Annotated in this window: 39 protein-coding genes and 1 pseudogene; 25 read left to right on the top strand and 15 right to left on the bottom strand. The window is 65.7% G+C overall.

Features of this window, described 5'->3' with window-relative positions; all coding sequences use genetic code 11:
• Window positions 1-59 precede the first annotated feature (59 nt).
• Window positions 60-773: a LexA family protein gene (locus tag AC5JCN_RS06830; RefSeq protein WP_495754278.1), complete on the top strand. Its 714-nt coding sequence runs from the start codon at window positions 60-62 to the stop codon at window positions 771-773.
• Window positions 770-1,138, top strand: a complete 369-nt coding sequence (locus tag AC5JCN_RS06825) for a hypothetical protein (RefSeq protein WP_495754277.1) — start codon at window positions 770-772, stop codon at window positions 1,136-1,138. Before AC5JCN_RS06830 ends, AC5JCN_RS06825 begins: the two co-directional genes overlap by 4 nt.
• On the opposite strand, the gene AC5JCN_RS06820 is transcribed toward AC5JCN_RS06825, so the two are convergent.
• Window positions 1,122-1,313, bottom strand: coding sequence for a hypothetical protein (locus tag AC5JCN_RS06820; protein WP_495754276.1), 192 nt, complete (start codon window positions 1,311-1,313; stop codon window positions 1,122-1,124). The two genes, AC5JCN_RS06825 and AC5JCN_RS06820, sit on opposite strands and share 17 nt — an antisense overlap.
• Window positions 1,314-1,782: 469 nt before the next feature.
• On the opposite strand from AC5JCN_RS06820, the gene AC5JCN_RS06815 reads away from it, so the two are divergent.
• The 21 genes and pseudogenes from AC5JCN_RS06815 to AC5JCN_RS06715 all read left to right on the top strand — a co-directional run bounded on the left by AC5JCN_RS06815 (window position 1,783) and on the right by AC5JCN_RS06715 (window position 11,907).
• Complete coding sequence (locus tag AC5JCN_RS06815) at window positions 1,783-2,076, top strand: hypothetical protein (RefSeq protein ID WP_495754275.1); 294 nt, start codon at window positions 1,783-1,785, stop codon at window positions 2,074-2,076.
• Complete coding sequence (locus AC5JCN_RS06810) at window positions 2,073-2,231, top strand: hypothetical protein (RefSeq protein ID WP_495754274.1); 159 nt, start codon at window positions 2,073-2,075, stop codon at window positions 2,229-2,231. The genes AC5JCN_RS06815 and AC5JCN_RS06810 overlap by 4 nt, the downstream gene beginning before the upstream one ends.
• Window positions 2,228-2,575: a hypothetical protein gene (locus AC5JCN_RS06805; protein WP_495754273.1), complete on the top strand. Its 348-nt coding sequence runs from the start codon at window positions 2,228-2,230 to the stop codon at window positions 2,573-2,575. Before AC5JCN_RS06810 ends, AC5JCN_RS06805 begins: the two co-directional genes overlap by 4 nt.
• Before the next feature lie 116 nt (window positions 2,576-2,691).
• Complete coding sequence (locus AC5JCN_RS06800) at window positions 2,692-3,132, top strand: hypothetical protein (RefSeq protein ID WP_495754272.1); 441 nt, start codon at window positions 2,692-2,694, stop codon at window positions 3,130-3,132.
• A 3-nt stretch (window positions 3,133-3,135) separates the two neighbouring features.
• Entirely contained in the window at window positions 3,136-4,062 is a 927-nt protein-coding gene (locus tag AC5JCN_RS06795) for a hypothetical protein (RefSeq protein WP_495754271.1), read from the top strand.
• Entirely contained in the window at window positions 4,059-5,540 is a 1,482-nt protein-coding gene (gene bet, locus AC5JCN_RS06790; protein ID WP_495754270.1) for a phage recombination protein Bet, read from the top strand. Before AC5JCN_RS06795 ends, bet begins: the two co-directional genes overlap by 4 nt.
• A gap of 2 nt (window positions 5,541-5,542) precedes the next feature.
• The gene (locus AC5JCN_RS06785) at window positions 5,543-5,926 is read left to right on the top strand and encodes a hypothetical protein (RefSeq protein WP_495754269.1); all 384 of its coding nucleotides are present in this window, start codon (window positions 5,543-5,545) and stop codon (window positions 5,924-5,926) included.
• Complete coding sequence (locus tag AC5JCN_RS06780; RefSeq protein WP_495754268.1) at window positions 5,923-6,120, top strand: hypothetical protein; 198 nt, start codon at window positions 5,923-5,925, stop codon at window positions 6,118-6,120. Before AC5JCN_RS06785 ends, AC5JCN_RS06780 begins: the two co-directional genes overlap by 4 nt.
• Before the next feature lie 4 nt (window positions 6,121-6,124).
• Entirely contained in the window at window positions 6,125-6,577 is a 453-nt protein-coding gene (locus AC5JCN_RS06775) for a hypothetical protein (protein ID WP_495754267.1), read from the top strand.
• Window positions 6,578-6,656: 79 nt separating this feature from the next.
• The gene (locus AC5JCN_RS06770) at window positions 6,657-7,064 is read left to right on the top strand and encodes an HNH endonuclease signature motif containing protein (protein ID WP_495754266.1); all 408 of its coding nucleotides are present in this window, start codon (window positions 6,657-6,659) and stop codon (window positions 7,062-7,064) included.
• The gene (locus AC5JCN_RS06765; RefSeq protein WP_495754265.1) at window positions 7,061-7,606 is read left to right on the top strand and encodes a hypothetical protein; all 546 of its coding nucleotides are present in this window, start codon (window positions 7,061-7,063) and stop codon (window positions 7,604-7,606) included. Before AC5JCN_RS06770 ends, AC5JCN_RS06765 begins: the two co-directional genes overlap by 4 nt.
• 3 nt (window positions 7,607-7,609) lie before the next feature.
• A complete protein-coding gene (locus tag AC5JCN_RS06760) occupies window positions 7,610-7,807 on the top strand; it encodes a hypothetical protein (RefSeq protein ID WP_495754264.1) in 198 nt (65 codons plus the stop codon).
• Window positions 7,808-7,886: 79 nt separating this feature from the next.
• Window positions 7,887-8,063 (top strand): hypothetical protein, encoded by a 177-nt coding sequence (locus AC5JCN_RS06755; protein ID WP_495754263.1) that lies wholly within the window; start codon window positions 7,887-7,889, stop codon window positions 8,061-8,063.
• Between the two features lie 108 nt (window positions 8,064-8,171).
• The gene (locus AC5JCN_RS06750) at window positions 8,172-8,552 is read left to right on the top strand and encodes a helix-turn-helix domain-containing protein (protein WP_495754262.1); all 381 of its coding nucleotides are present in this window, start codon (window positions 8,172-8,174) and stop codon (window positions 8,550-8,552) included.
• On the top strand, window positions 8,545-8,775 hold the full coding sequence (locus AC5JCN_RS06745) for a DUF3310 domain-containing protein (RefSeq protein WP_495754261.1): 231 nt from the start codon (window positions 8,545-8,547) through the stop codon (window positions 8,773-8,775). The genes AC5JCN_RS06750 and AC5JCN_RS06745 overlap by 8 nt, the downstream gene beginning before the upstream one ends.
• A gap of 92 nt (window positions 8,776-8,867) precedes the next feature.
• Window positions 8,868-9,095 (top strand): hypothetical protein, encoded by a 228-nt coding sequence (locus tag AC5JCN_RS06740; RefSeq protein ID WP_495754260.1) that lies wholly within the window; start codon window positions 8,868-8,870, stop codon window positions 9,093-9,095.
• Window positions 9,092-9,802, top strand: coding sequence for a DUF7666 domain-containing protein (locus tag AC5JCN_RS06735; protein WP_495754259.1), 711 nt, complete (start codon window positions 9,092-9,094; stop codon window positions 9,800-9,802). The genes AC5JCN_RS06740 and AC5JCN_RS06735 overlap by 4 nt, the downstream gene beginning before the upstream one ends.
• Complete coding sequence (locus tag AC5JCN_RS06730) at window positions 9,795-10,094, top strand: hypothetical protein (RefSeq protein ID WP_495754258.1); 300 nt, start codon at window positions 9,795-9,797, stop codon at window positions 10,092-10,094. Before AC5JCN_RS06735 ends, AC5JCN_RS06730 begins: the two co-directional genes overlap by 8 nt.
• A complete protein-coding gene (locus AC5JCN_RS06725; protein WP_495754257.1) occupies window positions 10,081-10,350 on the top strand; it encodes a DUF3850 domain-containing protein in 270 nt (89 codons plus the stop codon). Before AC5JCN_RS06730 ends, AC5JCN_RS06725 begins: the two co-directional genes overlap by 14 nt.
• 157 nt (window positions 10,351-10,507) lie before the next feature.
• Window positions 10,508-10,702, top strand: a pseudogene (locus AC5JCN_RS06720) (helix-turn-helix domain-containing protein); the annotation flags it as partial.
• A gap of 23 nt (window positions 10,703-10,725) precedes the next feature.
• On the top strand, window positions 10,726-11,907 hold the full coding sequence (locus tag AC5JCN_RS06715; protein ID WP_495754256.1) for a tyrosine-type recombinase/integrase: 1,182 nt from the start codon (window positions 10,726-10,728) through the stop codon (window positions 11,905-11,907).
• A 211-nt stretch (window positions 11,908-12,118) separates the two neighbouring features.
• Here AC5JCN_RS06715 and AC5JCN_RS06710 read toward each other — a convergent pair whose 3' ends face one another.
• The 12 genes from AC5JCN_RS06710 to AC5JCN_RS06655 all read right to left on the bottom strand — a co-directional run bounded on the left by AC5JCN_RS06710 (window position 12,119) and on the right by AC5JCN_RS06655 (window position 23,161).
• Entirely contained in the window at window positions 12,119-12,421 is a 303-nt protein-coding gene (locus AC5JCN_RS06710; protein WP_495754255.1) for a hypothetical protein, read from the bottom strand.
• A gap of 119 nt (window positions 12,422-12,540) precedes the next feature.
• Window positions 12,541-13,332, bottom strand: coding sequence for an inositol monophosphatase family protein (locus AC5JCN_RS06705; RefSeq protein ID WP_495754254.1), 792 nt, complete (start codon window positions 13,330-13,332; stop codon window positions 12,541-12,543).
• Window positions 13,329-14,234, bottom strand: coding sequence for an ROK family protein (locus tag AC5JCN_RS06700; RefSeq protein ID WP_495754253.1), 906 nt, complete (start codon window positions 14,232-14,234; stop codon window positions 13,329-13,331). The genes AC5JCN_RS06705 and AC5JCN_RS06700 overlap by 4 nt, the downstream gene beginning before the upstream one ends.
• A gap of 20 nt (window positions 14,235-14,254) precedes the next feature.
• The gene (locus AC5JCN_RS06695) at window positions 14,255-15,280 is read right to left on the bottom strand and encodes a carbohydrate kinase family protein (RefSeq protein ID WP_495754252.1); all 1,026 of its coding nucleotides are present in this window, start codon (window positions 15,278-15,280) and stop codon (window positions 14,255-14,257) included.
• A gap of 64 nt (window positions 15,281-15,344) precedes the next feature.
• Entirely contained in the window at window positions 15,345-16,367 is a 1,023-nt protein-coding gene (locus tag AC5JCN_RS06690) for a hypothetical protein (RefSeq protein ID WP_495754251.1), read from the bottom strand.
• 87 nt (window positions 16,368-16,454) lie between these two features.
• Window positions 16,455-17,258 (bottom strand): ATP-binding cassette domain-containing protein, encoded by an 804-nt coding sequence (locus AC5JCN_RS06685; RefSeq protein WP_495754250.1) that lies wholly within the window; start codon window positions 17,256-17,258, stop codon window positions 16,455-16,457.
• Window positions 17,255-18,313 carry an ABC transporter permease gene (locus AC5JCN_RS06680; protein WP_495754249.1) on the bottom strand — a complete coding sequence of 353 codons (1,059 nt, stop codon included), beginning with the start codon at window positions 18,311-18,313 and terminating at the stop codon, window positions 17,255-17,257. The genes AC5JCN_RS06685 and AC5JCN_RS06680 overlap by 4 nt, the downstream gene beginning before the upstream one ends.
• A 106-nt stretch (window positions 18,314-18,419) precedes the next feature.
• Window positions 18,420-19,403 carry a sugar ABC transporter substrate-binding protein gene (locus tag AC5JCN_RS06675; protein WP_495754316.1) on the bottom strand — a complete coding sequence of 328 codons (984 nt, stop codon included), beginning with the start codon at window positions 19,401-19,403 and terminating at the stop codon, window positions 18,420-18,422.
• Window positions 19,404-19,639: 236 nt separating this feature from the next.
• Window positions 19,640-20,890: an ROK family protein gene (locus tag AC5JCN_RS06670; RefSeq protein WP_495754248.1), complete on the bottom strand. Its 1,251-nt coding sequence runs from the start codon at window positions 20,888-20,890 to the stop codon at window positions 19,640-19,642.
• Between the two features lie 131 nt (window positions 20,891-21,021).
• The gene (locus tag AC5JCN_RS06665) at window positions 21,022-21,477 is read right to left on the bottom strand and encodes a DUF192 domain-containing protein (RefSeq protein WP_495754315.1); all 456 of its coding nucleotides are present in this window, start codon (window positions 21,475-21,477) and stop codon (window positions 21,022-21,024) included.
• A 116-nt stretch (window positions 21,478-21,593) separates the two neighbouring features.
• Window positions 21,594-22,211 carry a cold-shock protein gene (locus AC5JCN_RS06660; RefSeq protein ID WP_495754247.1) on the bottom strand — a complete coding sequence of 206 codons (618 nt, stop codon included), beginning with the start codon at window positions 22,209-22,211 and terminating at the stop codon, window positions 21,594-21,596.
• 125 nt (window positions 22,212-22,336) lie between these two features.
• Window positions 22,337-23,161 carry an SIR2 family NAD-dependent protein deacylase gene (locus AC5JCN_RS06655; protein WP_495754246.1) on the bottom strand — a complete coding sequence of 275 codons (825 nt, stop codon included), beginning with the start codon at window positions 23,159-23,161 and terminating at the stop codon, window positions 22,337-22,339.
• Between the two features lie 79 nt (window positions 23,162-23,240).
• Here AC5JCN_RS06655 and AC5JCN_RS06650 point away from each other — a divergent pair, with 79 nt between their 5' ends.
• A complete protein-coding gene (locus tag AC5JCN_RS06650; RefSeq protein ID WP_495754245.1) occupies window positions 23,241-24,059 on the top strand; it encodes a UDP-2,3-diacylglucosamine diphosphatase in 819 nt (272 codons plus the stop codon).
• Window positions 24,059-25,111, top strand: a complete 1,053-nt coding sequence (locus tag AC5JCN_RS06645) for a glycosyltransferase family 4 protein (RefSeq protein WP_495754244.1) — start codon at window positions 24,059-24,061, stop codon at window positions 25,109-25,111. Before AC5JCN_RS06650 ends, AC5JCN_RS06645 begins: the two co-directional genes overlap by 1 nt.
• On the opposite strand, the gene AC5JCN_RS06640 is transcribed toward AC5JCN_RS06645, so the two are convergent.
• Both AC5JCN_RS06640 and AC5JCN_RS06635 read right to left on the bottom strand, forming a co-directional pair.
• A complete protein-coding gene (locus tag AC5JCN_RS06640; RefSeq protein ID WP_495754243.1) occupies window positions 25,083-25,670 on the bottom strand; it encodes a cytochrome b in 588 nt (195 codons plus the stop codon). The two genes, AC5JCN_RS06645 and AC5JCN_RS06640, sit on opposite strands and share 29 nt — an antisense overlap.
• Complete coding sequence (locus AC5JCN_RS06635) at window positions 25,667-26,242, bottom strand: YceI family protein (protein WP_495754242.1); 576 nt, start codon at window positions 26,240-26,242, stop codon at window positions 25,667-25,669. Before AC5JCN_RS06635 ends, AC5JCN_RS06640 begins: the two co-directional genes overlap by 4 nt.

The raw sequence follows: 26,242 nt of genomic DNA, 5'->3' as shown, positions 1-26,242 counted from the left end.
TCAACCAAAAACCGAATGCGCCTTTGAATTATCTGTCAGATCAGTGCATAACGCTTCGTATGATGACGATGAGAGAACTAGGACGGCTGCTGAAGGCCAAGCGTCAGCAGCTGGGCATCGAGCAAGCCGATGTCGCCCGAATCGTTGGCGCGAATCAGTCCACCGTCTCCAAATGGGAACGCGGCACCCAAGAACCTCATCATCGCTTTTTCCCTGCCCTGGCGGAGTTCCTGGGCATCCCGAGAAGCGAGTTCATAGTGATGGAGCCACCGCAGGAGCCGGCGGTCGGCTACTGGCTTACGACGCGGCTGGTCGGTGCAGTGCAGGCCGGCGAGTGGATCGAAGCGGTCGAGTGGCCGGTGGACGAGCAGGAGAGGTTCGTCTTCCCGTGCAGCCGGGACGTCGCCAAATTCAAGGCTCAGGCCTTCGAGGTTCGCGGCGACAGCATGGACCTCGTCTACCCCGAGGGCACGATCGTCATCGCCGTCTCGACGATCGCCACCGGCCTTCGACCACAATACGGAGACCGGGTGATCGTCACGCGTCGCAATGACCATGGCGAATACGAGGTGACGATCAAAGAGTACCGAATCATCACCGACAACCCGAAGCGCCCTCGAGCCTTGCTGTTCCCGCGCTCGTCAAACCCTCAATGGCAGGATCCGTTGCCTGCTGATGATCCACACATGGAGACAACGGTAACCGGCATCGTCGTGGCGGCGGCGGTCTATGAGCCGGTTCTCTCCAGAGCCCTGAAGACGAGGAGACCATGAAACGAATCGCCGCTATCGCTTTGCTCGCCACCCTGCCGGCCTGCGTGTCGGCGCCCGGCATTGCCCAGGTCGGTCCCACCCAGGCCCGGCAAATCATCGTCCAGCAGAGGTCGATGATCTTCAAGGATCCCGATTCGGTTCGCGATGCGCAGATCGGGTCTGTGATGCCAGGACCGTTCGGGTCGACGCTCGTGTGTGTCCGGCTCAACGCCCGCAACGGCTTCGGCGGCTACACGGGTCTCACCGAGTCGGTGATCCAGATCGGCGCCAACCGCCAGGTCGTCAACGTCCAGAAGGCCATCTGGTCGAGCGGCTGCAACCAGTACCTCTACCGGCCGTTCCCGGAGCTCAGCCGGTCTCAGTAGCCCCGGGATCGAGAAGCACGCCATCCTTCATGATCACCCGGACGGACGAGGCGGCGCCGAGCTTGCCGACGCTGCGTTTGAATGGCTTGGCCTTGGTCGCCGCCACGTGGCGCACCCACTCAGGCGCCTTGCGTGCGGACCTCATCATCTTGGACTTCTTCGTCTTCTTTGCCACGGAGCACCTCTATCTGACGGATGGTGAGCGGTGTTCCGGGGCCTAGGACGAGACAGCCCTGCGACTTCGCCGAAGCGAAATCACAGGTGTCCCGAGCCTGGAGTGCTCTGACGGCTGGAGCCGCGGCGCCCACGAGGCACTGACGCGGGAGGATGACCCCGTCAGCTTGAGAGCTACTATCTCGTCGGCAACATCCGCCGCGGTGCCCAGCCTTCTCTCGTTCGGACTGGCTTTGCCTAGGGCACGCCCCGTGGTAGGCAGTACCTGCTTCCAAGTGCAGGCGGGGACGCCACGGTCTGTAAGACCCTCCATCCCGCTTTAGGGCCCTCGACTCACGTCGGGGGCCCTTTCCGTTCTACGCATACCCTCGCCTAATGCGCCACATATTCTTTTTTATGATACGCCGCATTTGACGCTTGCGTGACGGATGAATGCGCCTATAGTCGCGACATCAACGGAGTGGCTCTAGATGCGGTGGGCAACCGAGGCCGACGTTTCGGCGTCGATCGACGAGATCGATGCACGCGTTAACCACGTCACTGACCCGGGATACCGGGCGGTTGCCCTCAACCACGTCCAGGACGAACTGACCAAGCGCCGCCAGAAGACGGTGGCGTGGCGGCACATGAGCGACAGCGCGCGAGAGCCGTTCGACCTCATGCTCACCGAGGATCAGATCGACCAGGTCGCGGCTCACATCTCGACGCGTCTCCAGGAGATCGAGAACGACGCGCGTCAGCGCATCAGCCGGTACGCGGCATGATCGAGCGCTTCGAGATCTACTCCCTTCTACTGGCCGCCGTGTGCCTGTTCGTTGGCGGATTGCTTGTCCTGGGCGCGGCGTTGGCCGAGCTCGACTATCGTTTGGACGGAGGCGTTCCGGCGCTCCGTCGTTTTGCTGGGATGGAGCCGAAATGAAGTATCTGGCTTTCGATGGGAAGGTCTTCGAGAACGAGGCCGACTGCCGCGCCTATGAGCGCGAACACGACATCAGCTTTGCCTGCCAGGCAATTGGCAACGCCACCGCGAACGACATCGAGAACGCGCTGGCCTACCGCAACAAGGATCTCGCCGCTCTCATCGAGAAGGTGGCCTACCGGATCGGACAGGCTCGCCGCGCCGCCGGCGACGTCAAGCGCCGGGTGAACAAGGGCGAGACGTCTACGGCTGAGCCGGACGAGACTGTCGCCGAGGTCGCCCCGCCGGAGCCGCCTGCTCCGCCGGCAACTGACGATCCGTTCGCGGCCGCAGCCGCAGCGTAGTCCCGGAGCGCGCGGCAGGCCCCCAAGCCCTTCGCGCTTCGGATCAGGGAGAGAGCCCGCCGACCTTCCTCCCGGTGGCTCTCTCCCTCACCGCCCTCACATCGCTGGAGACTACCATGCCGCTGGACGCGAACGTCCACGTGCGGAAGGGAGACGTCGTCTCTCTGCACGCCAAGGTTACTCATGATCCCGCCGTCTCGGGTGGCGGTTGGATCTTCCTGACCCTCGACGACGGCACGCTGGTCAGCATGGACCGCAAGCACATCGTCGAGATCGTCGGTCGCACCTTCGACAAGGGCGATGTCGTCCGGGTTTTCGCCGCCGGCATCACCCAGCACGGTGAGGTTCTCGCGGTCCATGGCGACTACCTGATGGTCAAGGTCGAGGGCGCATCCGTGCCGGTGGTGGCGAGCGCCAAGACGGCGGAGCTCGTCCAGGCGCCAGCAGATGCGGAGCTCGCACCCGAGCCGCAGCCGGTGCCCGGCGTCTACGACCCGAAGCCGCCCATCTCGGAAGACCCGCCCGCCTCCGATCCCGACTCTGCGATGGAGTTCTGAGCCATGACGAACGCTTGGGCATGGTGGCAGCAGGCGCTGTCTGGGACACTACCGCCGGTCGTGGAGGGCGAGCCCCAGCAGGGCTTCTACCGCTGGCGCTTCAAGAAGCGCGACGGATCCATCTTCGACAAGCCCGTGGCCATCTGGGCCAACGGCGAGCAGTGGTTCACACGCGTCGGCGTCAATGGCGATGCCTCCGTCGATGTCGACACGTCGATCGCTGCCGAGACCTTCGTCAAGTGCTGCAAGCGGCCGGTCTCCAAGGAGCACTACGACCACGCCTACAACCATGGCGGCGCGTGGCCGGGCGACCTGCCAGCCGAACTGCAAGCGCCTGTGGAGCGCGGCATCGGCGACAACAGTGAGGCCAACGACGGCCCGAGCGCGCTGGAGCTCATCGAGGATCAGATCCAGGCCGCGCAGAAGGCGTTCGTCGAGTGGCACGACTCCATCGGCGTCATAACAACTGAGGAGCAGGCCACCCTCGCCGGCAACTACAAGGTTCGGTTCGCCGAGCTCAAGGCCCTCGCGGAGAAGACCCGCAAGGACGAGAAGGAGCCGTATCTTAGGGCCGGCCAAGAGGTCGACCGGAAGTGGATGCCCATCACGGGGCTGTGCGAGCAGCTGTCGCGTCAGGCCGCCAACACGGTGCTGCCGTTCTTGCAGGCCGAGAAGAAGCGGCGTGACGAGCTCGCCGCCGCATCGAAGGGCGCGCTGGAGGCGAAGCCGGTCAAGGCCGGCGAAGGCCGTGGTGTCCGGCTCCGCAAGGTCAAGGTCTGCCGGATCGTGGACGAGGAGAAGCTCCTCGCGTGGTTCGCCACCACCCACGCCTGCAAGCTCGCCGCCCGAGCCTTCGTCGAGAAGAGCGGCGCCAGCGCGCCCGAGCCCTTCCCGGGCACCGAGATCATCGAGGAGGAGCGCGCAGCATGAGCGCCGCCCAGAACCTGCCGGCCGTCCGGCTGCCCTACAACGCCTCAGCCGTCGCCGCCTATGGCGTGGACGCCAACCAGTGGAAGGTGCTCGCCGAGGCCATCTTCCCGCTCGCGAAGAGCGCCGAGTCAATCGCGATGGCGCTGGCCTACTGCAAGGCCCGCAACCTCGATGTGATGAAGAAGCCGGTTCACATTGTACCTATGTGGTCCAGCGAGAAGCGGACCTACGTTGAGACGATCTGGCCTGGCATCTCGGAGATCCGGACCACCGCTTTCCGGACCAAGCAGTACGCCGGCGCCGACGCGATGGTCACCGGCGACTTCGTCGAGAAGACGTTCGAGGGAATGGTCGGTAAGGACAACCGGCACGTGAAGTTGTCGGTCAGGTTCCCCGAGTGGGGACAGATCACCGTGTGGCGGCTGGTTGACGGCGTCCGTGTCCCGTTCGTTGGGCCGAAGGTCTATTGGCTCGAAGCCTACGCCCGGCAAGGCAAGTCCGACATACCGAACGAAATGTGGTCCAAGCGCCCGGTCGGGCAGCTTGAGAAGTGCGCCGAGGCCGCAGCACTGCGCCGCGCCTTCCCGGAGGAGATCGGATCCGAGTACGCCGCAGAGGAGATGGAGGGGCACGCGCTGCCGTCCACCGGCGTCTTGCTTGAGGGCGAGGTCGTCGAGCCACCCACGCCGCCGCAGGTCCAGCAGCAAGGACTGAAGCCAGCCACCGCCACAGTCACCAGCGGCCGCACCAGCCAGCCCTACACCGACATGGGCGGCAACCCGGCGCAGCAGCAGGAGTGGACCGAGGACGGCGAGCAGCAGGATCCGTCGGCCCGCTGGGAGAAGCTCCTGGTCGACCTGAAGGCTGAGCTCTCACGGTGCGAGTCGTTGGGGCACGTCGACACGACGGTGAGCAACTTCTCGGTCGACGTGAAGCAGGCGCCCGATGACGTCCGCCGCAAGGCGATCGCGCTGGTCAAGCAGCGTCAGGAGACGATCAGGGAAGAGATCCAGAGGCAGCAGGAGGAGGCATCAAGGTCTCCTGCCGCAAGCGATGACGATGCCGGGCGGGCGTCGTCGTCCGGGGCCGAGGGAGGCCCGGCGGAGAACGGGTCGATCCCGACGCCTCGCTACTTCCACCACCCGGAATCGGAAGCCCTGATGATGACGACCGATGGGTCTCATCCGGGCACCGACGGGCTCGTCGAGGAGATCGATGAGACCCGCTACCGGGTGCTGGAGGCGATGAGGTCCGGGCAGCAGTCGGAGGCAGCACCCGAGCCGCCGGCACCACCCGCCGATCCGAAGCTCGAGGAGCTCCTGGCAGACGCTCGCACGGCTGCGATGGAGGGCAAGGTCGCGCTCCGCCGGCACTTCAACGGCCTCGCCGCCGAAGACCGGGATCTCCTTCGCCCGCACGACAACGCGCTCTACGCGGCTGCCGAGGCTGCCGAGAACCCGCCCAAGACCGGAGAGTGATCATGGACTTCGTGGATCTCCTCACCCAGACGGCGCAGAACTCTCTGCCGCGAGTCGACCCAGCCATCGAGGCTCGCAAGGTGCTCGACACCTATGCGGAGTGGAACGCAGAGCGCGCTCCGTTCAAGCCGGGCGACCTCGTTGTAGCCCGCCCATACACGATCTACTCGCGGCCGCTGAAAGGCCAGGTCTCGGTGGTCATGGAGGTGCTCTCCAAGCCCATTGTCGACGAGCGCCAGGAGAGCGGCAGCTGCCAATTTGGGCTTTCGCTGGACGTGATCGTTGGCTGCTATGGCGACCACGGCTCCTTCACGCTGTTCCACCAGAGCAGCCGCTACCTGGAGCCCTACACGGGCCCGGTCGAACCCGCCGAGCCGCGCCAATGAACGCGATCCTCGCGCTCGCCGGCGCCTTCCTCATCGTCATCGCCATTCTACTGGGCATCGGCTCGGTGCTGGCCATGGCGGGCGCGAAGACCTCCATCGAGCCGACGCTCACCAATCGTGTGCTGCGCATCTGCCTGATGGCGTCGCTTCTCTCCGTCCTCGCGGCCTTCCTGGCCGGCCTGGCGCTGGGGTGACGCCATGGCGAGAGGACGCAACCAGCAGATCGTTGCACGGTGGGACGGCGAGCGCCTGACCTACGGCGCTCCCATTGACCTGCAAGCTCTCCGGCGGATGGAGCCGTGCCTCTTCCTCCTGAAGCCCTATCGGGGCTCAACAGAGAAGCAGCTGCGGTTCCTCAACGTCGTAGTCGCCGAGGCCGTCGAGAACGCGCCGGAACCGACGTCGCGCGAGAAGATCTTGCACACGATCAAGCGCCGGTTCGGCTGGTTCACGGACGACACCTTCGTCAACACCGAGACCGGCGAGGTCACCGTCGAGGTGCGCTCAACGGCCGACATGGATCGCGAGGAGCTCAAGCTCTTCATCGACCAGGTGCTCACCTTCATCACCGAGGAGGTCTGCCCGGGCATGGACGTCGGCCTCCTGCGGAAGGAAGCCGAGGCGCAGTCCGCTGAGAGGAGGCGTCCGTGAAGTTCTATCGAGGCATCCTCATCGGCATTCCGCTCGGCGCCCTGCTGTGGTGGTGCCTCCTGGCGTTGGCGGGGATCACATGATCGAGCGCCGCAAGCTGACCACCCTCGACAAGCTGAAGGTCGTCGTGGCGCAGGCAAGGTGCCCGCTCTGCAACGAACGGCTGGGCGATCTCGAGGGTCTCGACTTCGACCATTCGACACCGCTCGCGCTGGGCGGCGTCGATGCAGTCGAGAACCTCCAGGCAGTCCATCGGTCCTGCCACAAGGTGAAGACCGCAGGGCCCGCCACCACGGCGGCCGGCGGCGACGTCCACAAGATCGCGAAGACGCGCCGGCTGGCGAAGCGCGAGCAGGAGTTCCGCGCCCGCCTGCTGACCGCTCCGGAGCGCACGGCGGTGCCCGCCTACATGCCCGCCGACCACGCCGACCGGCCCAAGACCCGGTGGCCGAAGAGACCCTTCCCGAAGAGGAGCAAGCCCTCATGAGCTACGGCGAATACGAAGACGAGCCTCGCGACTCTGGCCCTCCGATGAAACTGCGGCTCGAGGTCGAATCCCTCGACACCTCCGGCCTCTACGGCGACGTGGTGCGCAGTCTCGCCGGCACGATCCTGGCGCGCGGCGCCTACTCTGCCGACGGGATCCAGGCGGCGGTCCTCTCCGAGGTTGACCGGGTCATCTCGGCCAAGCTCAACGAAGCGCTCGATGCCACGATCGCCGGGATCCTGTCGAAGCCGATCCAGAAGTTCGACGTGTTCGGGAATGCGGTTGGAGAGCCAACGAGCGTCGAGCAGATCGTCGAGCACGGCGCTGGCGTCTTCCTGCACCAGCTGGTCGACAACGACGGCAAGCCCGCCACGGGCCACACCTACGGCACCAAGAAGACCCGCATCGAGTGGCTCATCGAGAAACACGTCATCCAGGGCCTCGCGAAGGAGCTCGAGCCTCACGCCAAGCTGGCGCGGCAGGAGGTCACCAAGCGCGCTGCCGAGGCCGCAGCGGCCGTCATCGCCGGCGTGAAGGCCTGAGCCATGGGCGACGTCATCATCTTCACCGCACAGGAGAAGGCCGACTGTGCCGACCGCGAGCTCCGCTACCGCAAGCGCGTCTACCAGCGCTGGATCGAGCGCGGGATCCTGACCAAGGCCAAGGCCGATCGTGAGATCGCGCTCATGGAGAGCATCTGCTCGGACTACCAAGCCCTCGCACAGAAGGAGCGCCTGCTGTGAACCACCGCATCCTCGCGGCGGCCGTGATCGGCTGCTTTCTCACCACCACCGCCATCGCAGGACCACGGAGTGCCCCGACATGCTCGCCTACGCATCAGCCCTCGCCGCCATCGCCGCCGTCGCAGCCTCCCTCTACGCCCTCGCAACCGCCCTCAAAGCCCTCAACGCCGCCGACCTCGCCAGGCACGACGCCGCAGCCGCCCAAAGCCGCATCGACTACGCCCGCACCATCGCGGAGCAACGACGCGACGTGTAGCGGCACGTGGTTCTGGCAGCCGCATGATCGATGCCGGATCGATCCCGCTACCGGAAGCGGCCTAGCCGGTGAAGCCATCCGTGGCGGCACAGTCTCGAGCCGCTACTGATGCCGCCGCCTCGTCGCTATCCACATGATGAGATCGTCCGGGCCCATCTGGCCGGGGCGACTCGTCAGGCACTTCGGGAGACCTACGGCGTCTCCGCCGAGACCGTTCGCAAGATCATCCGAAAGGCCGGTATCAAGTCCTGGCGAGAGGGCGACATCAAGCCGCCCTACCGGGCATGCCATCCGGTCATCGATCAGTTGTTCCGGGCCGCCCACGAGCAGCGCTGGTCGTATCACCGCCTGGCTGATCGCACCGGCGTGTCGAGAACCGCCCTGGCAAGCCGGATCCGCCAAGGCCGCCAGCCCGGGCTCCTGCTGGTCGTCTACGTGGCCGAGGCGCTCGGATACGAGCTCGTGCTGAGGAAGAAAGACAATGCCTGATCCGGTTGACCACCCTCCGCATTACAACGCCCACCCGTCAGGTGTGGAGTGTATCGACGTCGTCGAGCACATGCCGTTCAACCGCGGCAACGCGATCAAATACATCTGGCGGGCCGGTCTGAAGGGCGGCATCCAGACCGAGATCGAGGATCTCCGGAAGGCGCGCTGGTATCTGGACCGCGAGATCGCGCTGCTCTCGAAGAGGCCGGGATCGTCGACATGACCGAAGAGATCCACGCCTGGCACTTCTGCGGCCCCACCCTGCGGGACGGTCGCCGGTGACTGTTGGGGCGCCCGCATCGGGGAGATCACGACATGACAATCGACATTGATGACATCGTGTTGCGCGTCTATCGCGCCCGGTTGGACGACGCCTGCGAGGGTGACGCAGATCGCATGGTGGAGAAGGACGGAGACGACGGGAGAAAGCAGCGCAACCGCGCCGAGTTTTATCGGCCGTTGGTCGTTGAAACGCTGGTGCAGGCTGGCGTTTACGAACGCCCTGTTCGCGAGCGCCCGAAGCGTAAGGAGCCCGCAACATGATCCACGCCTGGCACTTCTGTGGCTCCACCCTGCGTGACGGCCGCCCTATCCCGCCGGACGGTGAATGGCTGATCCATGACGGCCCTGTCGTGCCCTGCCGAAGCGGGTTGCACGCCAGCGTCCGCATCATGGATGCGCTGAAATACGCGCCCGGCGATACGCTCTGCCGGGTGCTGGTCCGGGGCGATATCCAGCACCACGACGATGACAAGATTGTTGGGCGGGAGAGGCTGATTTTGTGGCGGATGGACGCCGAGCCTGTTCTGCGAGCGTTCTCCCGGAAGTGCGCTCTGGACGTAGCTCACCTGTGGGATATGCCCGAGGTCGTGCGCCAGTACCTTGAGACCGGCGACGAGAGCCTGTGCGCTGCGGCTTGGGCTGCGGCTGATGAAGCGGCTGATGAAGCGGCTGATAAAGCGGCCCGGGTTGCGGCCCGAGATAGGGCCTGGGTTGCGGCTCAAGCTAAGGCTCGGGATGCGGCTCGAGCTGCGGCTTGGAGTGCGGCTCGGGCTGCGGCTTGGGATGCCGCTTGGGATGCAGCTTGGGATGCGGCTCGAGCTGCGGCTTGGGCTGCAGCTAATAAAGCGGCCCGGGTTGAAGCTCGGGATGCAGCTCGGGCTGCAGCTTGTGATGCGGCTTGTGATGCGCAGAACACTCGCCTTGAGGCGATGATCCGTGAGGCGGCAGGGAGGGTGGGGGATGAGTGACGACGTGAAGGAGATGGTGGAGCGGCTGCGCGCGCCCGTGTGGGACCCAGAAATTGGTTACGCTCACATAGAGATCTGTCGGGAAGCCGCAGACCTCATCCAGCGCGTGGCAGGGGAGCGTGACGCGGCGCTGGCGGCGCTGCGGGAGATAGCGCGCCAGCGCGTCCATGCCGAAATCACGGATACCGACCCTGACGAGTTGGACTGGCTTGGCGGATACGAAGCTTGTGTTCGGAGCGCCCGCGCCGCCCTCACCGCACACGACAAGGGAGGCGGGGATGACCACGCATGAACTGAAAACGCTCGCGCCGTATTGGGACGCCATTGAATGCGGCGACAAGAATTTCGAGGTCCGCCGTGACGACCGTGGGTTCCAGAAGGGCGATACGCTCAAGCTCTACCGGACCGAGAGGCTCGCGGAAAACGGCTGGAAACGGAACCGCTGTCTGGAGCGACGCATCAGCTACATTCTGACGGGCGGTCAGTTCGGCATCGAGCCGGGGTATGTAGTCCTCGCCCTGTCTGACAAGGGAGGCGGGGATGAGTGACCGCCAATGGACGCTCTTCAGGCAGATCATTGCCGCCGCATGGGCGCGAGATCAGAAGTTGCTGTCCATCCTCCTCATTCGATTTGGGATGGAGGCCGGTGATGGCAAGTGACAAGGAGCCGGGACAGGCGCTGATGGAAGCGTGGCTCGAAGCGGGATGCCCCGCCGGCAAGTTTCTGAAGGTGGAGCCATGACCCCGCTCCTCCACTCCGACAAGGCAGCCGAGAGCCTTGGCATCTCGGTCCGGCAGCTGCGCGATCTGGTCAAGGACGGGAAGATCGCCTCCATCATAGTCGGGCGCGGCTTGAAGAGGCCGAAGAGAATGTTCGATGCTGCGGACCTCGAGGCCTTCCGTACCGCCCAAAGGAAGATCGAATGTCCACCTACCTACACAAGGCGACAGGTTTCTACGTCTACGACTTCCGACTGCGAGGTCGTCGGTTTTTCGGCTCGACTGGCTGCTCGGCGAAACGAGAGGCTGACGCCTTCGAGCGCCGGCGCCGCGCCGAGGCCAAGGAAGAGCTAGATCGGGCGGCGCTTCTTCGCGCCGCTCCCATGACACTCGACATCGCCTGCGACCGCTACTGGCTCGAGGTGGGCCAGCACCACCCGCGGCCGGACCAGACCGAGTGGTCGCTCGCCTACATCATCGAGTACCTCGGCAAGGACACGCTCGTCAGCGAGATCACCGACGAAATGGTTGCCACGCTGGTCGCCCGACGACGCGGCGAGTTCGTGGTCAACAAGGCCGCCGAGACGGTATCAAAGCACAAGCGAAGACGGCGGCCGCGGAAGGAGCCGAAGCGGGTCTCGCCGTCGACGGTGAACCGCTCGGTGACCGAGCCGCTGCGCAAGGTGCTCAACCGGGCGCGGGATGTCTGGGCCCAGGATGTCCGCAAGATCAAGTGGCGCACCCACCTCCTGAAGGAGACGCAGGAGCGGATTCGGTCGATGTCGATTGACGAGGAGCGCCGGCTCTTCGTCGCGCTCAATGAGCGCTACCACGACATCGTCTTCACGGCCCTGCGCATGGGCCTGCGAGCCTCTGAGCTCGTCAACTTGGAATGGAATGCCATCGATTGGGGCGCGCGGACGATGCTGGTGCTCGGCAAGGGCAACAAGCTGGCGCCGGTCCCGATCCCGCCCGACGTCAGGGACCGCCTCTGGCGGCTCCAGAACCGCCACCCGTCGCGGGTCTTCAGCTGGCGACCCGAGCCGACCGAGGAGACGCCGGACCGGGCCTGGAGGCCGATGGCCTACAGCGGGCTCGACACCGCCTTCGGCCGGGCCGTCGAGAAGGCGCAGATCACCGACTTCCGGTTCCACGACACACGGCACACGTTCGCCACGCGGTTCCTGCGGAAGACCGGGAACCTGAAGGCGACCTCAAAGCTGCTCCGGCACTCCGACGTGGTTACGACCAGCCGCTACGCCCACGTCCTCGACGAGGATCTGCGCGATCTGGTCGACGAGTTCGCCGCGACAGCGAGTCCCGTAGAAACTCACGTAGATGGGGAGGTGACGACCAAAAAGACCAGCAAGATTAGGAAGGTGTGACGGATGACCGGAAACACCCAAAACTTCCGCGCTACCAGGCTGCGCTATACCCCGAACGGTCGAACATTGCCCGTGTTTCGTAGGGATTGGTTGCGATCCGGTCAAGGGCAGTGTGGGCGCTGAACCTCGCGCGGCAGAGGCCGGAAAGTCGCGTGACTGGCCATCGCTGCGGCGCCTGATACGCCGGGAGCTTCGCCACTTCCGGCCCGACCTACCGTTTGATCTGAGATCCCGACAGACCCGGCAAAGGTTCCTGAACGCCCTGGAGCTGAAAGAACTCCCCCTTGGCATTCCGCCGCCAACCGCGCTGGAACAACCAGTTCCAGGTGTCGGCCCGGGTCTGGCACGCAGCCTGGGCAAGCGTCGTGCGGCAAGCCTGATCGGCGGACTCCCAGGCCTGCATCGTCTGACGGGTCTGTGCGTCCGGCTCCACCTCCGCGGCGATCGCTCCTGCTGCAGAAAGCGCCATGAGGATGGCAGCCGCCGCTCTTGTCGGACTCGCAGAGGTGCTCATCGGCAGCGCTCCCTCGCTGGCCGGGCCCATCAGAATCGGCCCGGATCACACGTACAGCATGCCACGGCTTCGGCTAACGCCCGCGAAGGAGGATTTGTCCAATCGTCCGGCCTGCTGCCTCAGGCAGGCAGCAACGCACGCAAGGCATCATAGACCGCCGGCGGACCTGCGACGATGATGTTGCCCTTCCTCAGGCCATCATCGGCCAGGAAGTCGTTGGTGATCCCGCCCGCCGCGCGCACGACGGCAATGGCACCGATGCAATCCCACGGGTGGATGTGGCACTCGACATACCCGAGCACCCTGCCGCATGCGACGTAGCAGAGGCAAAGCGCCCCGGACCCGTTGCGATGGTACATGCCACCCTGGTGCAGGAGGCCGGACAACACCGCGAGCACCCGCTCCGGTGCGACCCGCGGCGAATGGCCGACGCTGACGATCCCCTGCGTCAGCGCCTTGCCCTGATGCGGCGTGATCGAGCTGCCGTTGAGCGTCGCCTGCCCGCCCCGCCGCCCGAGGAAGAGCTCGCGGTTGGCAGGGTCGTAGACCGCACCGAAGACGATCTCGCCGCCATGCACGTAGCCGATGGACACGCACCAGCTGCGCAGCCCGCTGACGAAGGGCTGGGTCCCGTCGATGGGGTCAACAACCCAGATCCCCCTGCCCGGCTCGGGCTCCAGCAGGCCGGTTTCTTCTCCGAGGAAACCGTCGCCGGGAAAAGCCTCGCCGAGCCTTTTGCGGATCAGCTTCTCGGTGTCCTCGTCCGCCTCCGAGACCATGTCCTGCGCGCCCTTGGAGCGGATCGTCAGGGTATGCAGGCGGTTGAAGTAGTCATTGGCGAGCGCGCCCGCCTCCTCGATGAGGCCGGGAAGAAAGGCGAAGCGACGGTCGATCTCGATTGTGCCGGTCACGCGTTTCTCCAGAGCCAGGCCGCGCCGCGCACGCCGCTGGCGTCGCCGTGGCGGGCCTTGACGATGGGCGTGTAGAAGACGGGCGAGAAGGTGTAGCCAGCGAGCCGGGGCGGCAACTCGCTGTAGAGCTCGTCGACATTCGACATTCCGCCGCCCATGACGAAGACGTCGGGGTCGAGCGCATTGACGACGAGGGACAGTCCGCGCGCCAGCCGGTCGAGGTAGCGTTCCCAGACCAGCCGCGCGAGACGGTCGCCCGCCCGCATGCGCCGCACGATCTCGACGGGCTTGGGAGCGTCCTGTGCGTGGCGGGCATAGTCGTTGCCGAAGCCGGTGCCGGACACCCAGGTCTCCAGGCACCCGTGCTTGCCGCAATAACAGGGCGTCCCCGGGATCTCGGTGACGTCGGGTATGGGAAGCGGATTGTGCCCCCACTCCCCCGCCCCGTTGTTCGGGCCCGTATGGGCCCTGCCGCCGATGGCGACGCCGGCTCCCGCCCCCGTCCCCAGGATCACCGCGAAGACGACGTTGTGCCCGGCTCCTGCCCCGTCGATGGCTTCGGAGACGGCCAGGCAGTTGGCGTCGTTGTCGACGCGGATCTCCCGGCCGATCACGCGGCGGAGGTCATCACCGACGGGTTTGCCGAGGATCCAGGTGGAATTGGCACCCTTGGCGAGACCGGACTTCGGGTCCAGCGATCCCGGTATGCCGATCCCGATCGTGCCCTTCTCGCCCGCTTCGCCTTCGATGCGGGCGATGACGGTTGCCACCGCCTTCAGGCAAGCCTCGTAGTCGCCACGCGGCGTGTCCTCGCGAAGCCGCACCAGTTCGGTGCCGTCCGGCCGCAGCCCGACGCCCTCGATCTTCGTGCCGCCCCAGTCGATGCCGACATGCATGGTCATTGCGTATCCTCCCGGCGGGCTCAGGCGGGTGCGTCCCGCCAGCCCCAGCCGTCCGCGAGGCGCAGGCACGTACGCCAGTCCTCGACTCCGTCGATGGTCGAGATGGCGCGCATGGATGTCGCTGCGGAGGCATGCGCCAGGGCAAGCGCCTGCTCCAGGGGCCAGCCCTCGTGAAAGCCGTAGACGAACCCGGCTGCGAACGCATCGCCGGCGCCGTTGGCGCCCACCACGATCTCCTGCGGGATGCGGGTGGACCCTTTCACGACCGTGTTGCCGTCCCGCGTCAGCGCAACGGCACCCCGCGGGAAGTGCACGGCGAGCACCTGCATGGTCCCCTGCTCCAGCACCATGCGCGCCGCCGCGAGCACGGCGGGCACGTCGGTCTGGCCGTCGCGGACGGTCATGTCGCCTGCCAGCGCGCCGATCTCGAAGTCGTTGACCACGAGGAGGTCCAGCCACGGCAGGCATGGTCGTGCAAGGCCGGCGAGCTTGGCGCGGTCGATGGTGACGAGCTCGAGATTGTTGGTGAGCCCGGCCTGCCGCGACTTCCGCAGCGCCGCGACCCAGCCATTGGGCTCGTCATGCCACGGCCGGTCCATCGTGTCGTGTACGCCGGGAAGGCCGAGATGCAGGATCCGTGCGGTGGTACGGCCGAAGTCGAAGTGGTCGGGCGTCAGCTGGGTGCCCACGCCCTGGTAGTAGAAGTGGGTACGCTTGCCGGTCTCCCGGATGCACATGGCGTCGGAGAATTGCGTCACACCGTTCAGGACGTACAATTGGCTGCGGCCGATCCCGCGCCGGTCACACTCGGCCAGCAGAAACCGGCCATTGTCGTCGTCCCCGACGGCACCGATCGTATCGACCGGCATTTCGGGGTCGAGGAGCCGCATGTCGGCCGCGAAGTTATGGCCCGATCCTCCCCCCTTGGGGTCGAGCTCGAAGATCTCGTTCGAGCTCTCTTCCGTCGGCCAGACCTGGATGAGCTTGTTGTTGTCGACGCACCAGGTTCCACCGGTGACGATGCCCCTGCGGGCCGCGCTCGTCATGCTTCCTGTCCTCTGCTGCCGGGGCACGCCGCGCGGGGGAAAGCCCGCGCGGCGCTGCGAGACTTCAGCCGTGCTTCAGCACGGCCTCGGTGATCTCGTTGTCCTCGGCGAAGGACCGGAACGGCTTGATGCCCTCCTTCTGGAGCTCGCCGTGATAGGCCTTCACGGCCTCTTCCGGCCTCGCGTCCCCGTCGGCGACGGCGCGCATCAGGCGGACGATGGCGAGGGGTGATTCCGCGAGGTTGATCTTGCGGCCAAAGAGAGCGACGCGGGCGCCGTACTTCTCGGACTGGTAGAGCAGCTCGAAGCAGTCGCGCGTGGTGCCGGCACCGCCGCCGAGCACGCCGACGATGACGCCGGGGTCATACGACGCGAGCTCTTCCAGAGCCTTCGGCCCGTTGAAGGGGATCTTCAGGAACCGCGGGCGCTCGGCTTCCGTCAGGCCGGCGATGCAGCGCATGAGGCAATCATTCAGGTAGTGAGGCACGAGTTCCGGCGCGATGCCGCATTCGACGTTGGGGTTGAACACCTCGAGGAAGTAGGTGAACCCATTCGCCTGCGCATCCCTGCGGAAGTCGGTGAAGGCGTTCAGGGACGCGTAGTCGGCGTCGAGATTATTGTTGAAGGTGATCGAGTACAGGCCGAGATCCGTGCCGACCAGCGGCGCGCCCGGCGTCGGGGCAGGCTTGCCGTACATGACCTGCGACAGGTTCGCCGAACGGAAGGGCCGCGACGGCTGCTTGGCATAGGTCGCGCCGCGCACCACCCACACGTCGGTGGTGTCGTTGGCGCGGATGGCCGGCTTCACCGGGCTGTTGTCGAAAACCTTGCGCTTGTGCAGCTGCTCCAGGTTGGACACCGATGTCAGCATGATGTCGACGATGCCCTGCTCGACCACCTGCTGCACGGAATCGAGGAACTCCGCGCGGGTCTTGTAGCGGGTGTAGCTGCCGTCCTTGTCGCGCTTCGGCCCGCAGGACGTGATGCTCGGCCCCATGTCGCCGTCCTTGGCGTCGGCGATGATGAAATCCGTGCGCCGGTACTGGCCGGCGCGGATACGGCTGAGTTTCTCGTCCATGCGCTTCATGTTCTTGCTCCTGCGGGGGCTGGCGGGCCTCAAAAAGGCGGCGCGCGCGGCGACCCTGCCGCGCGCGCCGATCATCTCTAACGTGTATCAGCCGGCTGCGGCAGCCTGCGATTGCTCTCCGAAGCGGCCGGGGGCGGCGCCGGTCATGATCGCGACCGCGTCCGACATCGTGCATTCGGAAGGCTTCACCACGGCGACACGCCGGCCCAGCCTGTGAATATGGATCCTGTCGGCCACCTCGAAGACGTGCGGCATGTTGTGGCTGATGAGCACGATCGACAAGCCACGCTTCCTGACGTCCAGGATGAGCTCCAGCACCTTGCGTGATTCCTTCACGCCGAGCGCCGCCGTCGGCTCGTCCATGATGATCACCTTCGAGCCGAAGGCCGCCGCACGCGCCACCGCCACGCCCTGGCGCTGGCCACCAGATAGCGTTTCCACCGCCTGGTTGATGTTCTGGATGGTGAGCAGGCCGAGTTCGGACAGCTTCTTGCGCGCGACGGTCTGCATGCCCTTGTGGTCGAGGAGGCGGAACACGTTGCCCATGATGCCCGGCTTGCGCATCTCGCGACCGATGAAGAGGTTGTCGACGATCGACAGCGCCGGCGAGAGCGCAAGGTTCTGATAGACGGTCTCGATCCCGGCCTGGCGGGCATCGATGGGCGACTTGAAATGAACCGTCTTGCCGTCGAGCTCGATCTCGCCGCTGTCGGGGATCACGGCCCCCGCCAGCGCCTTGATGAGGGTCGACTTGCCGGCGCCGTTGTCGCCGATCACGGCGAGGATCTCGCCCTGGTGCAGTTCGAAGTCGGCGCCGTCGAGCGCGACGACGCGCCCGTACTTCTTTGTCAGGTTGCGGGCCTGGAGGATCGTGTTGGGAGAGGCGCTCATTGCGACACCTTTCTGATCCACTGGTCGATGGCGACAGCGCCGATGATGAGGACGCCGATGAGGAGGAAGGTCCACTGCGGATCGGTGCCGTAGAGGCGCAGGCCCAACGAGTAGACGCCGACGATCAGCGCTCCGAAGACCATGCCGAGCACGGAGCCGCGGCCTCCGAACAGCGAGATGCCGCCGATCACCACCGCCGTGATGGATTCGATGTTGGCGAATTCGCCGGCCGTCGGTGAGACCGAGCCGATGCGCCCGATCAGCACCCATCCCGCGAAGGCGCAGATGAGGCCCGATATCGTGTAGACCGTGATCAGCATCTTGGTGACGGGCACACCCGACAGCTCGGCGGCATCGGGATCGTCGCCCACGGCATAGACCCTTCGGCCCCACGCCGTGTAGTTCAGGACATACCAGAGCAGCGCGACGAGGATGACCATCGAGGCCACGCCCGCGGTGAGGATCGCGCCGCCTATGTTCACCTTCGAACCGAACACTTGCAGCAGCGGAGCCTGCGCCTCGATATCCTGGCTGCGGATCGTCTCATTGGCAGAGTAGATATACTTGATGGCGCCGTAGACCTGCCAGGTGCCCAGGGTCACGATGAACGGCGGCAGCTTGATCCGGGCAATCAGCCAGCCATTGATGAAGCCGCAAAGCCCGCCGACGATGAAGCCGCACAGAATGGAGAGCGGCACAGGCACGCCGTAGCGGAACGTGAACTGGCCCATCACGACCGAGCTCAACACCATGATGGCGCCCACCGAGAGGTCGATTCCGGCGGTGAGGATGACCAGCGTCTGCGCCGCGCCGATGATGCCGGTGATCGCGACCTGCTGCAGGATCAGCGAGAGCGCGAAGGGCGAAAAGAACTTCTGCCCGACAAGCACGGCGAAGATCAGGACCGAGAGCACCAGAACGATCAGGGGCACCGCAGCCTGATTCTGATGCAGCAGGTGCTGTAATTTTTGAAGCGCAGAGCGCTCGTGGCCCTCGAACGACGCGACTAACGCGTCGGCCTTGTCGAGGACTGTCTCGTATTCCTGCGCAGCCATCACGCCCCTCCGGGTGCCATCGGCCTCTGATACCTGCTGTGAAAAGGGCGGCCCGAGGGGGCCGCCCTCTCACGAGCAATGGGGGATTACATCGCCTGCGAGGGGATCAGCCCCAGCACTTGGCGAGGCCGTCCTTCACGGAGATCGACGGTACGCCGTCCACCGGCTTGTCGGTGATGAGCGAGACGCCCGTGTCGAAGAAGTTCTTGCCCTCGGTGTTCTTGGGCTTTTCCTTCTTGTCGGCCCAGGTCTTGATCGCCTCGACGCCCTTCGACGCCATCAGCAGCGGGTACTGCTGGGAGGTGCCGCCGATGACGCCGGCCTCGACGTTCTTCACGCCCGGGCAGCCGCCGTCGACCGACATGATCAGCACGTCCTTCTCCTTGCCGACGGCCTTCAGCGCCTCATAGGCGCCAGCAGCGGCCGGCTCGTTGATGGTGTGGATCACGTTGATGGAGGGGTCCTTCTGGAGAAGGTTCTCCATGGCCTTGCGGCCGCCCTCCGGGTTGCCGTTCGTGTAGTCGTGGCCGACGATGCGCTTGTCGTCCTCGTCACCGATGACGGCCGGGTTCTTCACGTCGATGCCGAAGCCCTTCATGAAGCCCTGGTCGCGGAGCACGTCGACGGTGACCTGCTTCGAGTTGATGTCGAGGAAGCCGATGCGGGCGTCCTTGGCCTTGTCGCCGAGCTTCGCCTTGGCGTAGGCGCCGATCAGGAAGCCGGCCTGGAAGTTGTCGGTGGCGAAGGTCGAGTCTGCAGCCTCGATCGGCTCGAGCGGCGTGTCGAGGGCGATCACGAGGATGCCGGCGTCGCGGGCCTTCTTGATCGTCGGAACGATCGCCTTGGTGTCGGACGGGGTGATCAGGATGCCCTTGGCGCCGTCGGCGATGCAGGTCTCGACGGCCGCAACCTGGCCTTCGTTGTCGCCGTCATCCTTGCCGGCATAGGTCTTGAGGTCGACGCCGAGTTCCGACGCCTTCTGCTTGGCGCCTTCGCGCATCTTGACGAAGAAGGGGTTGGTGTCGGTCTTGGTGATCAGGCAGGCGGCGATGCCGGCGGCCTGGGCAGGAGCGCAGAAGAGAGCGGCCATAGCGACGGCGCCCAGCAGCGAAGTGACGATAGTCTTGTTCAAGAATTCCTCCCACTTTTGTCCCCGAGGCACGGTTCTGCCGGTGTCTTCGGGGCGAGACGGTCCGGCGGTTGATCGCCACATGCCGTTCTCACGGCGAAGCGAACAGAGAAACAGGCCCCCTGTCAATCGACAGGCTGAAGCCTGGAGAAAGCGTCCCGCGCCGGTGATGGAGCGACGCGGCATGGAAGGGCGGCTCATGCCAGCACCTCCCGGAAATTCTCGGGCGCGTTGCCCGTCAGGAGATCGCGCATCGGGCTGTAGCTGACGTGGAACGGAAGGCTCGCCGCGCCCACGGCGCCGGCGTCCCGCCCTACCCCGCCGACCACGATCGCCGGTGGCGTGCGTGATTCCGTGACGCCGGCGGAAACGCTTTCAGCGATGCGTCGGGCCAGCTGCCCCAGCACGTCCGGAGGCAGGTCTCCGGCGACGATGACCGTGTTGACGTCGAGCAGCGCCGAAGAGGTCAGGATCGGGATTGCAAGCGCCTCCGCGGCGTCCTGGGCCCATTCGCTGAAGGCATCCGGCATGTGCGCGATCGCCTCGGGGAGATCGAGGCAACAGCCCGCCGAGCCACCCCGCCACCTCAAGTGCCGGGCGAGCACGCTCAGCGATGCGCGCCCGATCAGTGGCACGAGATTTCGCTGCCGGTCGGGCGAGGACGACAGTCCGGAGGGGCCGACGGGCATCACCGCGACATCGCCGGCATTGGCATGTGCGCCGCGCAGGTAATCCCCGTTCAGGACCACGCCGCCGCCGATCGCCGAGCCGATGAAGAAATAGATGAAGTCCTCGAAAGCCCGCCCGTGTCCGTAGAGCAGTTCGCCGACCGCGGCCGCGCTGCCATCGTTCTCGATGACAATGGGAAGCCCGGTGACGCGGGTGAGCCCCGTCTGGACGTCGAAGCCGTCCCAGGGCGCGAGGCTGTCGCCGGACAGCTCCAGCTCCATGATCCAGCTGCCGAAATTGTAGGGAAGTGCAACGCCGATCCCGGCGATGCGCGTGCTTGCCTCTGTGCCGAGCGTGCGGCGGAATCCCGCGACGTGATCGGCGAGCAGTTCCATCGCGGTATCGGGTGGGGGAAGTTCCGCGACGAATCCGCGATCGAGAACGCTTCCCTGCAGGTCGACGAGGACCGAAGAAATCATCCCGCGGTCGATGCGGATGCCGATGGAGTAAGCGCCGGACGGATTCAGCTCCAGCAAGGTCGCAGGCTGGCCGCGGCCGCCGAAGCGCTTGCCCGTCATTCGGACCAGCCCATTCTCCTCGAGCTTTCGAACGATGACGCCGGCGGCGTTGCTGGTAAGGCCGGTGCGGCGTGCGAGATCGGCCTTCGACGCGGGTCCGAACCGCCGAAGTGCGGTCAGGAACACCCGTTCGTTGAAGTCGCCGACGAGGACGGAGTTTGTCCCATGCCCCGAGGCGAGCCGGCTCTGCCGATCGCCCATGTTTCCCCCGGGCCGGCTGTCGCACGATGGCCGCCGGCTTTTGTCATTCAAGATGACTTATTCTATGCCGGCTCAGTCCCCGCTCGTCAATGGCGAATCTGGGGGTTTTGCCGGCGGGGTCCGCCCTGTTGCTACTGCGTCTTGAACAGCGAGTGGCGAACCCTGTCGCCGGCCTTGATGCCGAGTTTGGACGACGTTCCACCGTTGAGTTCGAGGACGGCCAAGATCGGCTCGCCCGACGAAATGGTCCGCGTCGACTCCGGCTCGGTGTTCTCGGCGATCCTGGCGATGGTGCCGTTCTTGCGGATGAAGACCATGTCGAGTGGAATCAGGGTGTTCTTCATCCACATGGCTGCGGGCTGCTCGCTCTCGAAGTCGAAGAGCATCCCCCGATCTGCGGGAAGGTAGCGGCGGAACATGAGGCCCCGGGCGCGGTCCTCGTCGTTTCGCATCACCTCGACGGAAAAGGTCTTCGCCCCGGCAGCCGTTTCGATGACCAGCTTTTCCAGGGCTTCCTCGGACGCAGCGGGCATCGCCGCGGCAACAAAGAGCAAGAATGCGGGAAGGACAAAGCGCAGAAAGTGCATTGTACGGAGGACCTTCAGGCGCTCCCCTGAAGCATGGCATGAGGTCGGGAGCATGGATGCTCCAGACTGCACTCCAGTCTGCCGGGCGTCAATTCATCCGGACGGACGAGCGCACCTCAGTGCGAGGAGGGAATATGCCCGCCTTCGACCGGTCGAACCTCCGCCGCCATCAGGCCTTTCGGACCATCTCCGAAGCGAACCATCACCATCTGGCCGGGCTTCAGCTCCGTAATGCCATACCGGCGCAGGGTCTCCATATGAACGAAGATGTCCGGCGTACCTTCCCCGCGGGAGAGGAAGCCAAATCCGCGAAGCCGGTTGAACCACTTGACCTGGGCCTGCTCCAGCCCACTCGAGGGCACGACGGAGACGTGGGTGCGCGCCGGTGGAAGTTGCGACGGATGCGGAGCCGTGCTCGTGTCCATCGACAACACCCGGAACGCCTGGAACCCACGTGGCCGCTTCTGGGCCTCGCAGACGATGCGAGCACCCTCGTAAGCCGTTGAATATCCGTCGCGGCGCAAGCAAGCCGCGTGCAGGAGGACATCCGGCAGGCCGTTGTCGGGGACGATGAAACCGTAGCCCTTGGCGACGTCGAACCATTTGATCACGCCGGAAATCTCGACGAGTTCGAGATCTCCGTCCTCGTGGTCGCGCAGGCGGGCACGGTCCGCGCTGTCGGAGCCTTCGGCCAACGTGTCTCGCTGCGCCTTGGGAGAAAATTCGTCCGACATATTGAAACACCGAGCGAAAACAGGACCGGGAAGACTTTGCAGGCGCAGCCTTGGAATGGCTCACCCAACTGATTCTGTCGAAAGAATAGCATCGGCCCCGGCGGGCGACAGTGACTTTTCGTCAATCAGGAGGCGAAGCGAACGTTGTCCACGACCTGTTGCATCACGGTGCCAATGTCTCCCCTCACGACGATGTCGGCGATGCCGTCGAGCGGCGTGGGATCGCGGTTCACGATTGCCAGCCGGGCTCCGTTTCTCTTCGCGATCGCGGGAAAACGGGCTGCCGGCTGCACGACCAGCGACGATCCTATGGCGAGCAGGAGGTCGCACTCTTCAACCGCTTCGTGCGCCCGCCGCATTGCGTCTTCCGGCATCGATTGGCCGAACGAGATGGTGGCCGACTTCACCATCCCGCCGCAGGCCTCGCAGGCAGGCGCTTCGCCACTGGCTTCGAACCGTGCCCTCACGGGGCCGAGCTCGTGCCGCAGCCCGCAGGCCAGGCATCCCGCATAGGTCGCGTTGCCGTGCAGTTCGACGATGAGAGAGGGCTTTAGCCCTGAATCCTGGTGCAGATTGTCGATGTTCTGCGTCACGACGGAAACAAGGCGGCCCTCATCAGCAAGGCGGCGAAGCGCCATGTGCCCGCGGCCGGGCCTCGCACCCCGCCAGCTGTCGTCCATTTCGAACTTGTGCGCCCACGCTGTCCTGCGAACCGCGTCGCTGGCGACGAACTCGTCGAACGGGATCGGCTTCGTCCGCATCCACGGGCTGCCCGGCGACCGGAAGTCCGGCACGCCGGACTCCGTCGAGATGCCTGCCCCGGTGAAGGCCACGATGCGCCGTGCACGCGCGACGAGGTCGATGAGGCCGTTGACCTCACTGGCGAGGTCTGAAGAAACGTCGGTGTTCACCATGCCCCTGAAGTATGGCGTTCGCATCCGTGCAGACAAGGCGGCTTTTCGTCCTCCGTCATCAAACTGAGACGTGAATCCGGTTCTTCCCCGATGAAATTGAACCCGGGAGGCGCTCTTGCCGGCTCCGCGACACCTCGACACCGGCGTCCGCTCCGTACGAACACTGTTCCTGTCGGATGTTCATCTCGGCACCAAGGGGTGCAGGGCCGACTTTCTTCTCGACTTCCTTCGGCAGGTCGACGCCCAGACTATCGTTCTCGTCGGCGACATCATCGATGGATGGCGCCTGAAGCAGGGGTGGTACTGGCCCCAGCCCCACAATGACGTCATCCAGAAGCTGTTGCGACGGGTCCGCAAGGGCACGCGGTTGGTCTATGTGCCCGGCAACCACGACGAGTTCCTGCGCGATTTCGCCGGGCACCATTTCGGTGGCGTCGAGATCGTCGAGGAACTGGTCCACGTCAGCGCCGACGGGAAGCGCTGGCTGGTCCTGCATGGTGACAAGTTCGACGTCGTCGTTCGCAACGTGAAGTGGCTCGCCCATCTCGGCGACTGGGCCTACGACCTCGCCATCGGCATCAACATCGTCATCGGCAAGGTCCGCCGGCGCCTCGGCCTGCCCTATTGGTCGTTCTCGAACTGGAGCAAGCAGAAGGTGAAGAGCGCGGTCGCCTTCATCGGCGCGTTCGAGCAGGCGGTCGCCAACGAGGCGGTAAAGCACGGCGTGGACGGCGTCATTTGCGGTCACATCCATGCGCCCGCCATGCGCGACATCGAGGGGATCCGCTACGTCAACACGGGCGACTGGATCGAGAACTGCACGGCCGTGCTCGAACACCACGACGGACGGATGGAACTGGTGCACTGGACCGACCCCGGCGCCGCGCAGGCTCCCACCCCGGCCCGCGGCTCTCTCGTGCAAGCGGCCGCCTGATGCGCATTTTGGTTGCGACCGACGCGTGGCATCCGCAGGTCAACGGCGTCGTGCGCACCCTCGACACGCTGGCCCGGGAGGCGCCGGCCTTTGGCGCTGAGGTGTCATTCCTCACGCCGGAAGGCTTCCGTACGGTGCCGCTGCCGTCCTACCCGGAGATCCGCCTGTCCCTGGCCAGTCCGGACGCGATCGCCCGGCGCGTGGCAAACGTGGCGCCCGACGCGATCCACGTGGCGACGGAGGGCACTCTCGGCGTGATGATGCGCCGGCACTGCCTGTTGCGCGGCCTGCCCTTCACCACCTGCTACCACACCCGCTACCCGCAATACCTGTCCGCGCGACTGCCGGTGCCCGAGGACTGGACCTACGCCTTGCTCAGGCGCTTCCACAACGCCGGTGCCGGCACGATGGTGGCCACCGAGGCGCTCGAGAAGGAGTTGTCCGGCGCCGGCTTCCGCCGGCTGATGCGCTGGTCGCGGGGCGTCGACACCGCCCTGTTCCGGCCGCGCCCGGAACTGAAGACGCAGGACGCCGGGCCGGTCTTTCTTTGTGTTGCCCGCCTCGCGGTAGAGAAGAACCTCGACGCGTTCCTGTCGCTCGATCTGCCCGGCCGCAAGGTCGTCGTCGGCGATGGGCCGGCCCGCCGCGCGCTGGAGATGCGATACCCCGACGCGACGTTCCTGGGCTTGCTGGAGGGCGAAGAACTCGCCAGGGCTTATTCGGCCGCCGACGTCTTCGTGTTTCCCAGCCGGACGGAGACCTTCGGGCTTGTGCTGCTGGAAGCCATCGCCTCCGGCCTCCCTGTGGCCGCCTATCCCGTTCCGGGCCTGCTTCCAGACCTTGAAGCTGCCGGATGTGCCGCACTGTCCCAGGATCTTGCCGTCGCCGCACGGGCCGCCCTGGCGCTCGATCCCGGCGCATGCGTGCGCAAGGCCAGGGAGTACTCACACGCAGCCAGCGTGAAGGCCTTCATCGACAACGTGCGCGATGCAAACGACATCAGGCCCGGGCGTCCGGGCCGCCTCAGGCGGCTGCTGGCGGCCGCGGCCTGATCACTGGTGCCATTCGCTGCAGCACCCCGTCGCGCAGCACGAAAGCATGCCAGAGCGCGGCGGCCACATGGATGGCGACGACAATCGCCAGCCCGTATCCCAGCAGATGGTGCACGCTCTTCAGCAGGTCCTCGCGCGCCAGATCGGGTGAACCGGCCAGCGGGACGGTGATGCCCAGGGGCAGCGTGATCGGAATGGGGATCACCGAGGCGCTGGCCAGCAGGTAGCCAGTCGCCACCATGGCCAGCGGAACCACGTGGAGCAACGCGTGCACCAGCACCGCCGCTGCTCCGGCCAGGCGCGTGGCGGGAATCGGCGGCGGGCGGCCCGTTGCGAGCCGGTGCGCGCTGCGCAGCAGCAGCAGCGGCAGCACCAGCACGCCGAGCGACTTGTGCCACTGGTAGAGGTCAAACTTCTGCCCGGCGCCGAGCGGCGCGTTGACCATCGTGAGGCCGAGAGCGAGCAGCACGAGGACGGCTAGGGCCACGAGCCAATGCAGCGCGCGGGCCGGCGTGCTCCAGCCCTCGACTGCGCCCCGTGCGCCACCCGGCTCGATCACTGTCCGTCCTTTTCCGCGGCCTCGGTCGTGACCAGAAGGTCGACCTTGTCGGCGACGATCGGCGTGCCTGCGCTCATGCCGAACTGCGAGCGCATGATGCTCCAGGCCGCCTTGAAGCCGAGGCGCTTGCCGGTGCCGCGGTCGACGGTCACGTCGATTGCAACCGGCTTGCTGACGCCGAGCAGCGTCAGCATTCCCTCCACCCGGGCAGTCCGGTCGTTGAGCTTCTCCACCGACGTCGATGCGAAGGTGATGCGGGGATGACGCTCGGCGTCGAGAAAGGCACTGCTCTTGATCAGCGACGACAGCGCATCCGATCCGGCCTGCAAGGAGGCGGTATCGACGGTGAATTCCGCTTTGCTGCGCTGCGGCTTGTCGAAGTCAATCGAGATTCGGCCGGAGAACTGCTTGAACTCTCCCTCCGTCCTTGGCCATCCAATGGAGTCGATGCCGAAGGCGATGCGGGTCCGATGCGGATCCACCTCCCAGCGTTGGGCGGCGGCGGCTGGTTCAGCCATCGCGAATGCGGCGAAGACGCAGGCGGTGAGCAGGCGTTCGGCGCTGGGGGACAT

Source organism: Alsobacter sp. (assembly GCF_059501845.1).
Note: the sequence above shows the minus strand (reverse complement) of the source record. Positions and strands in the feature narration are given on the sequence as shown.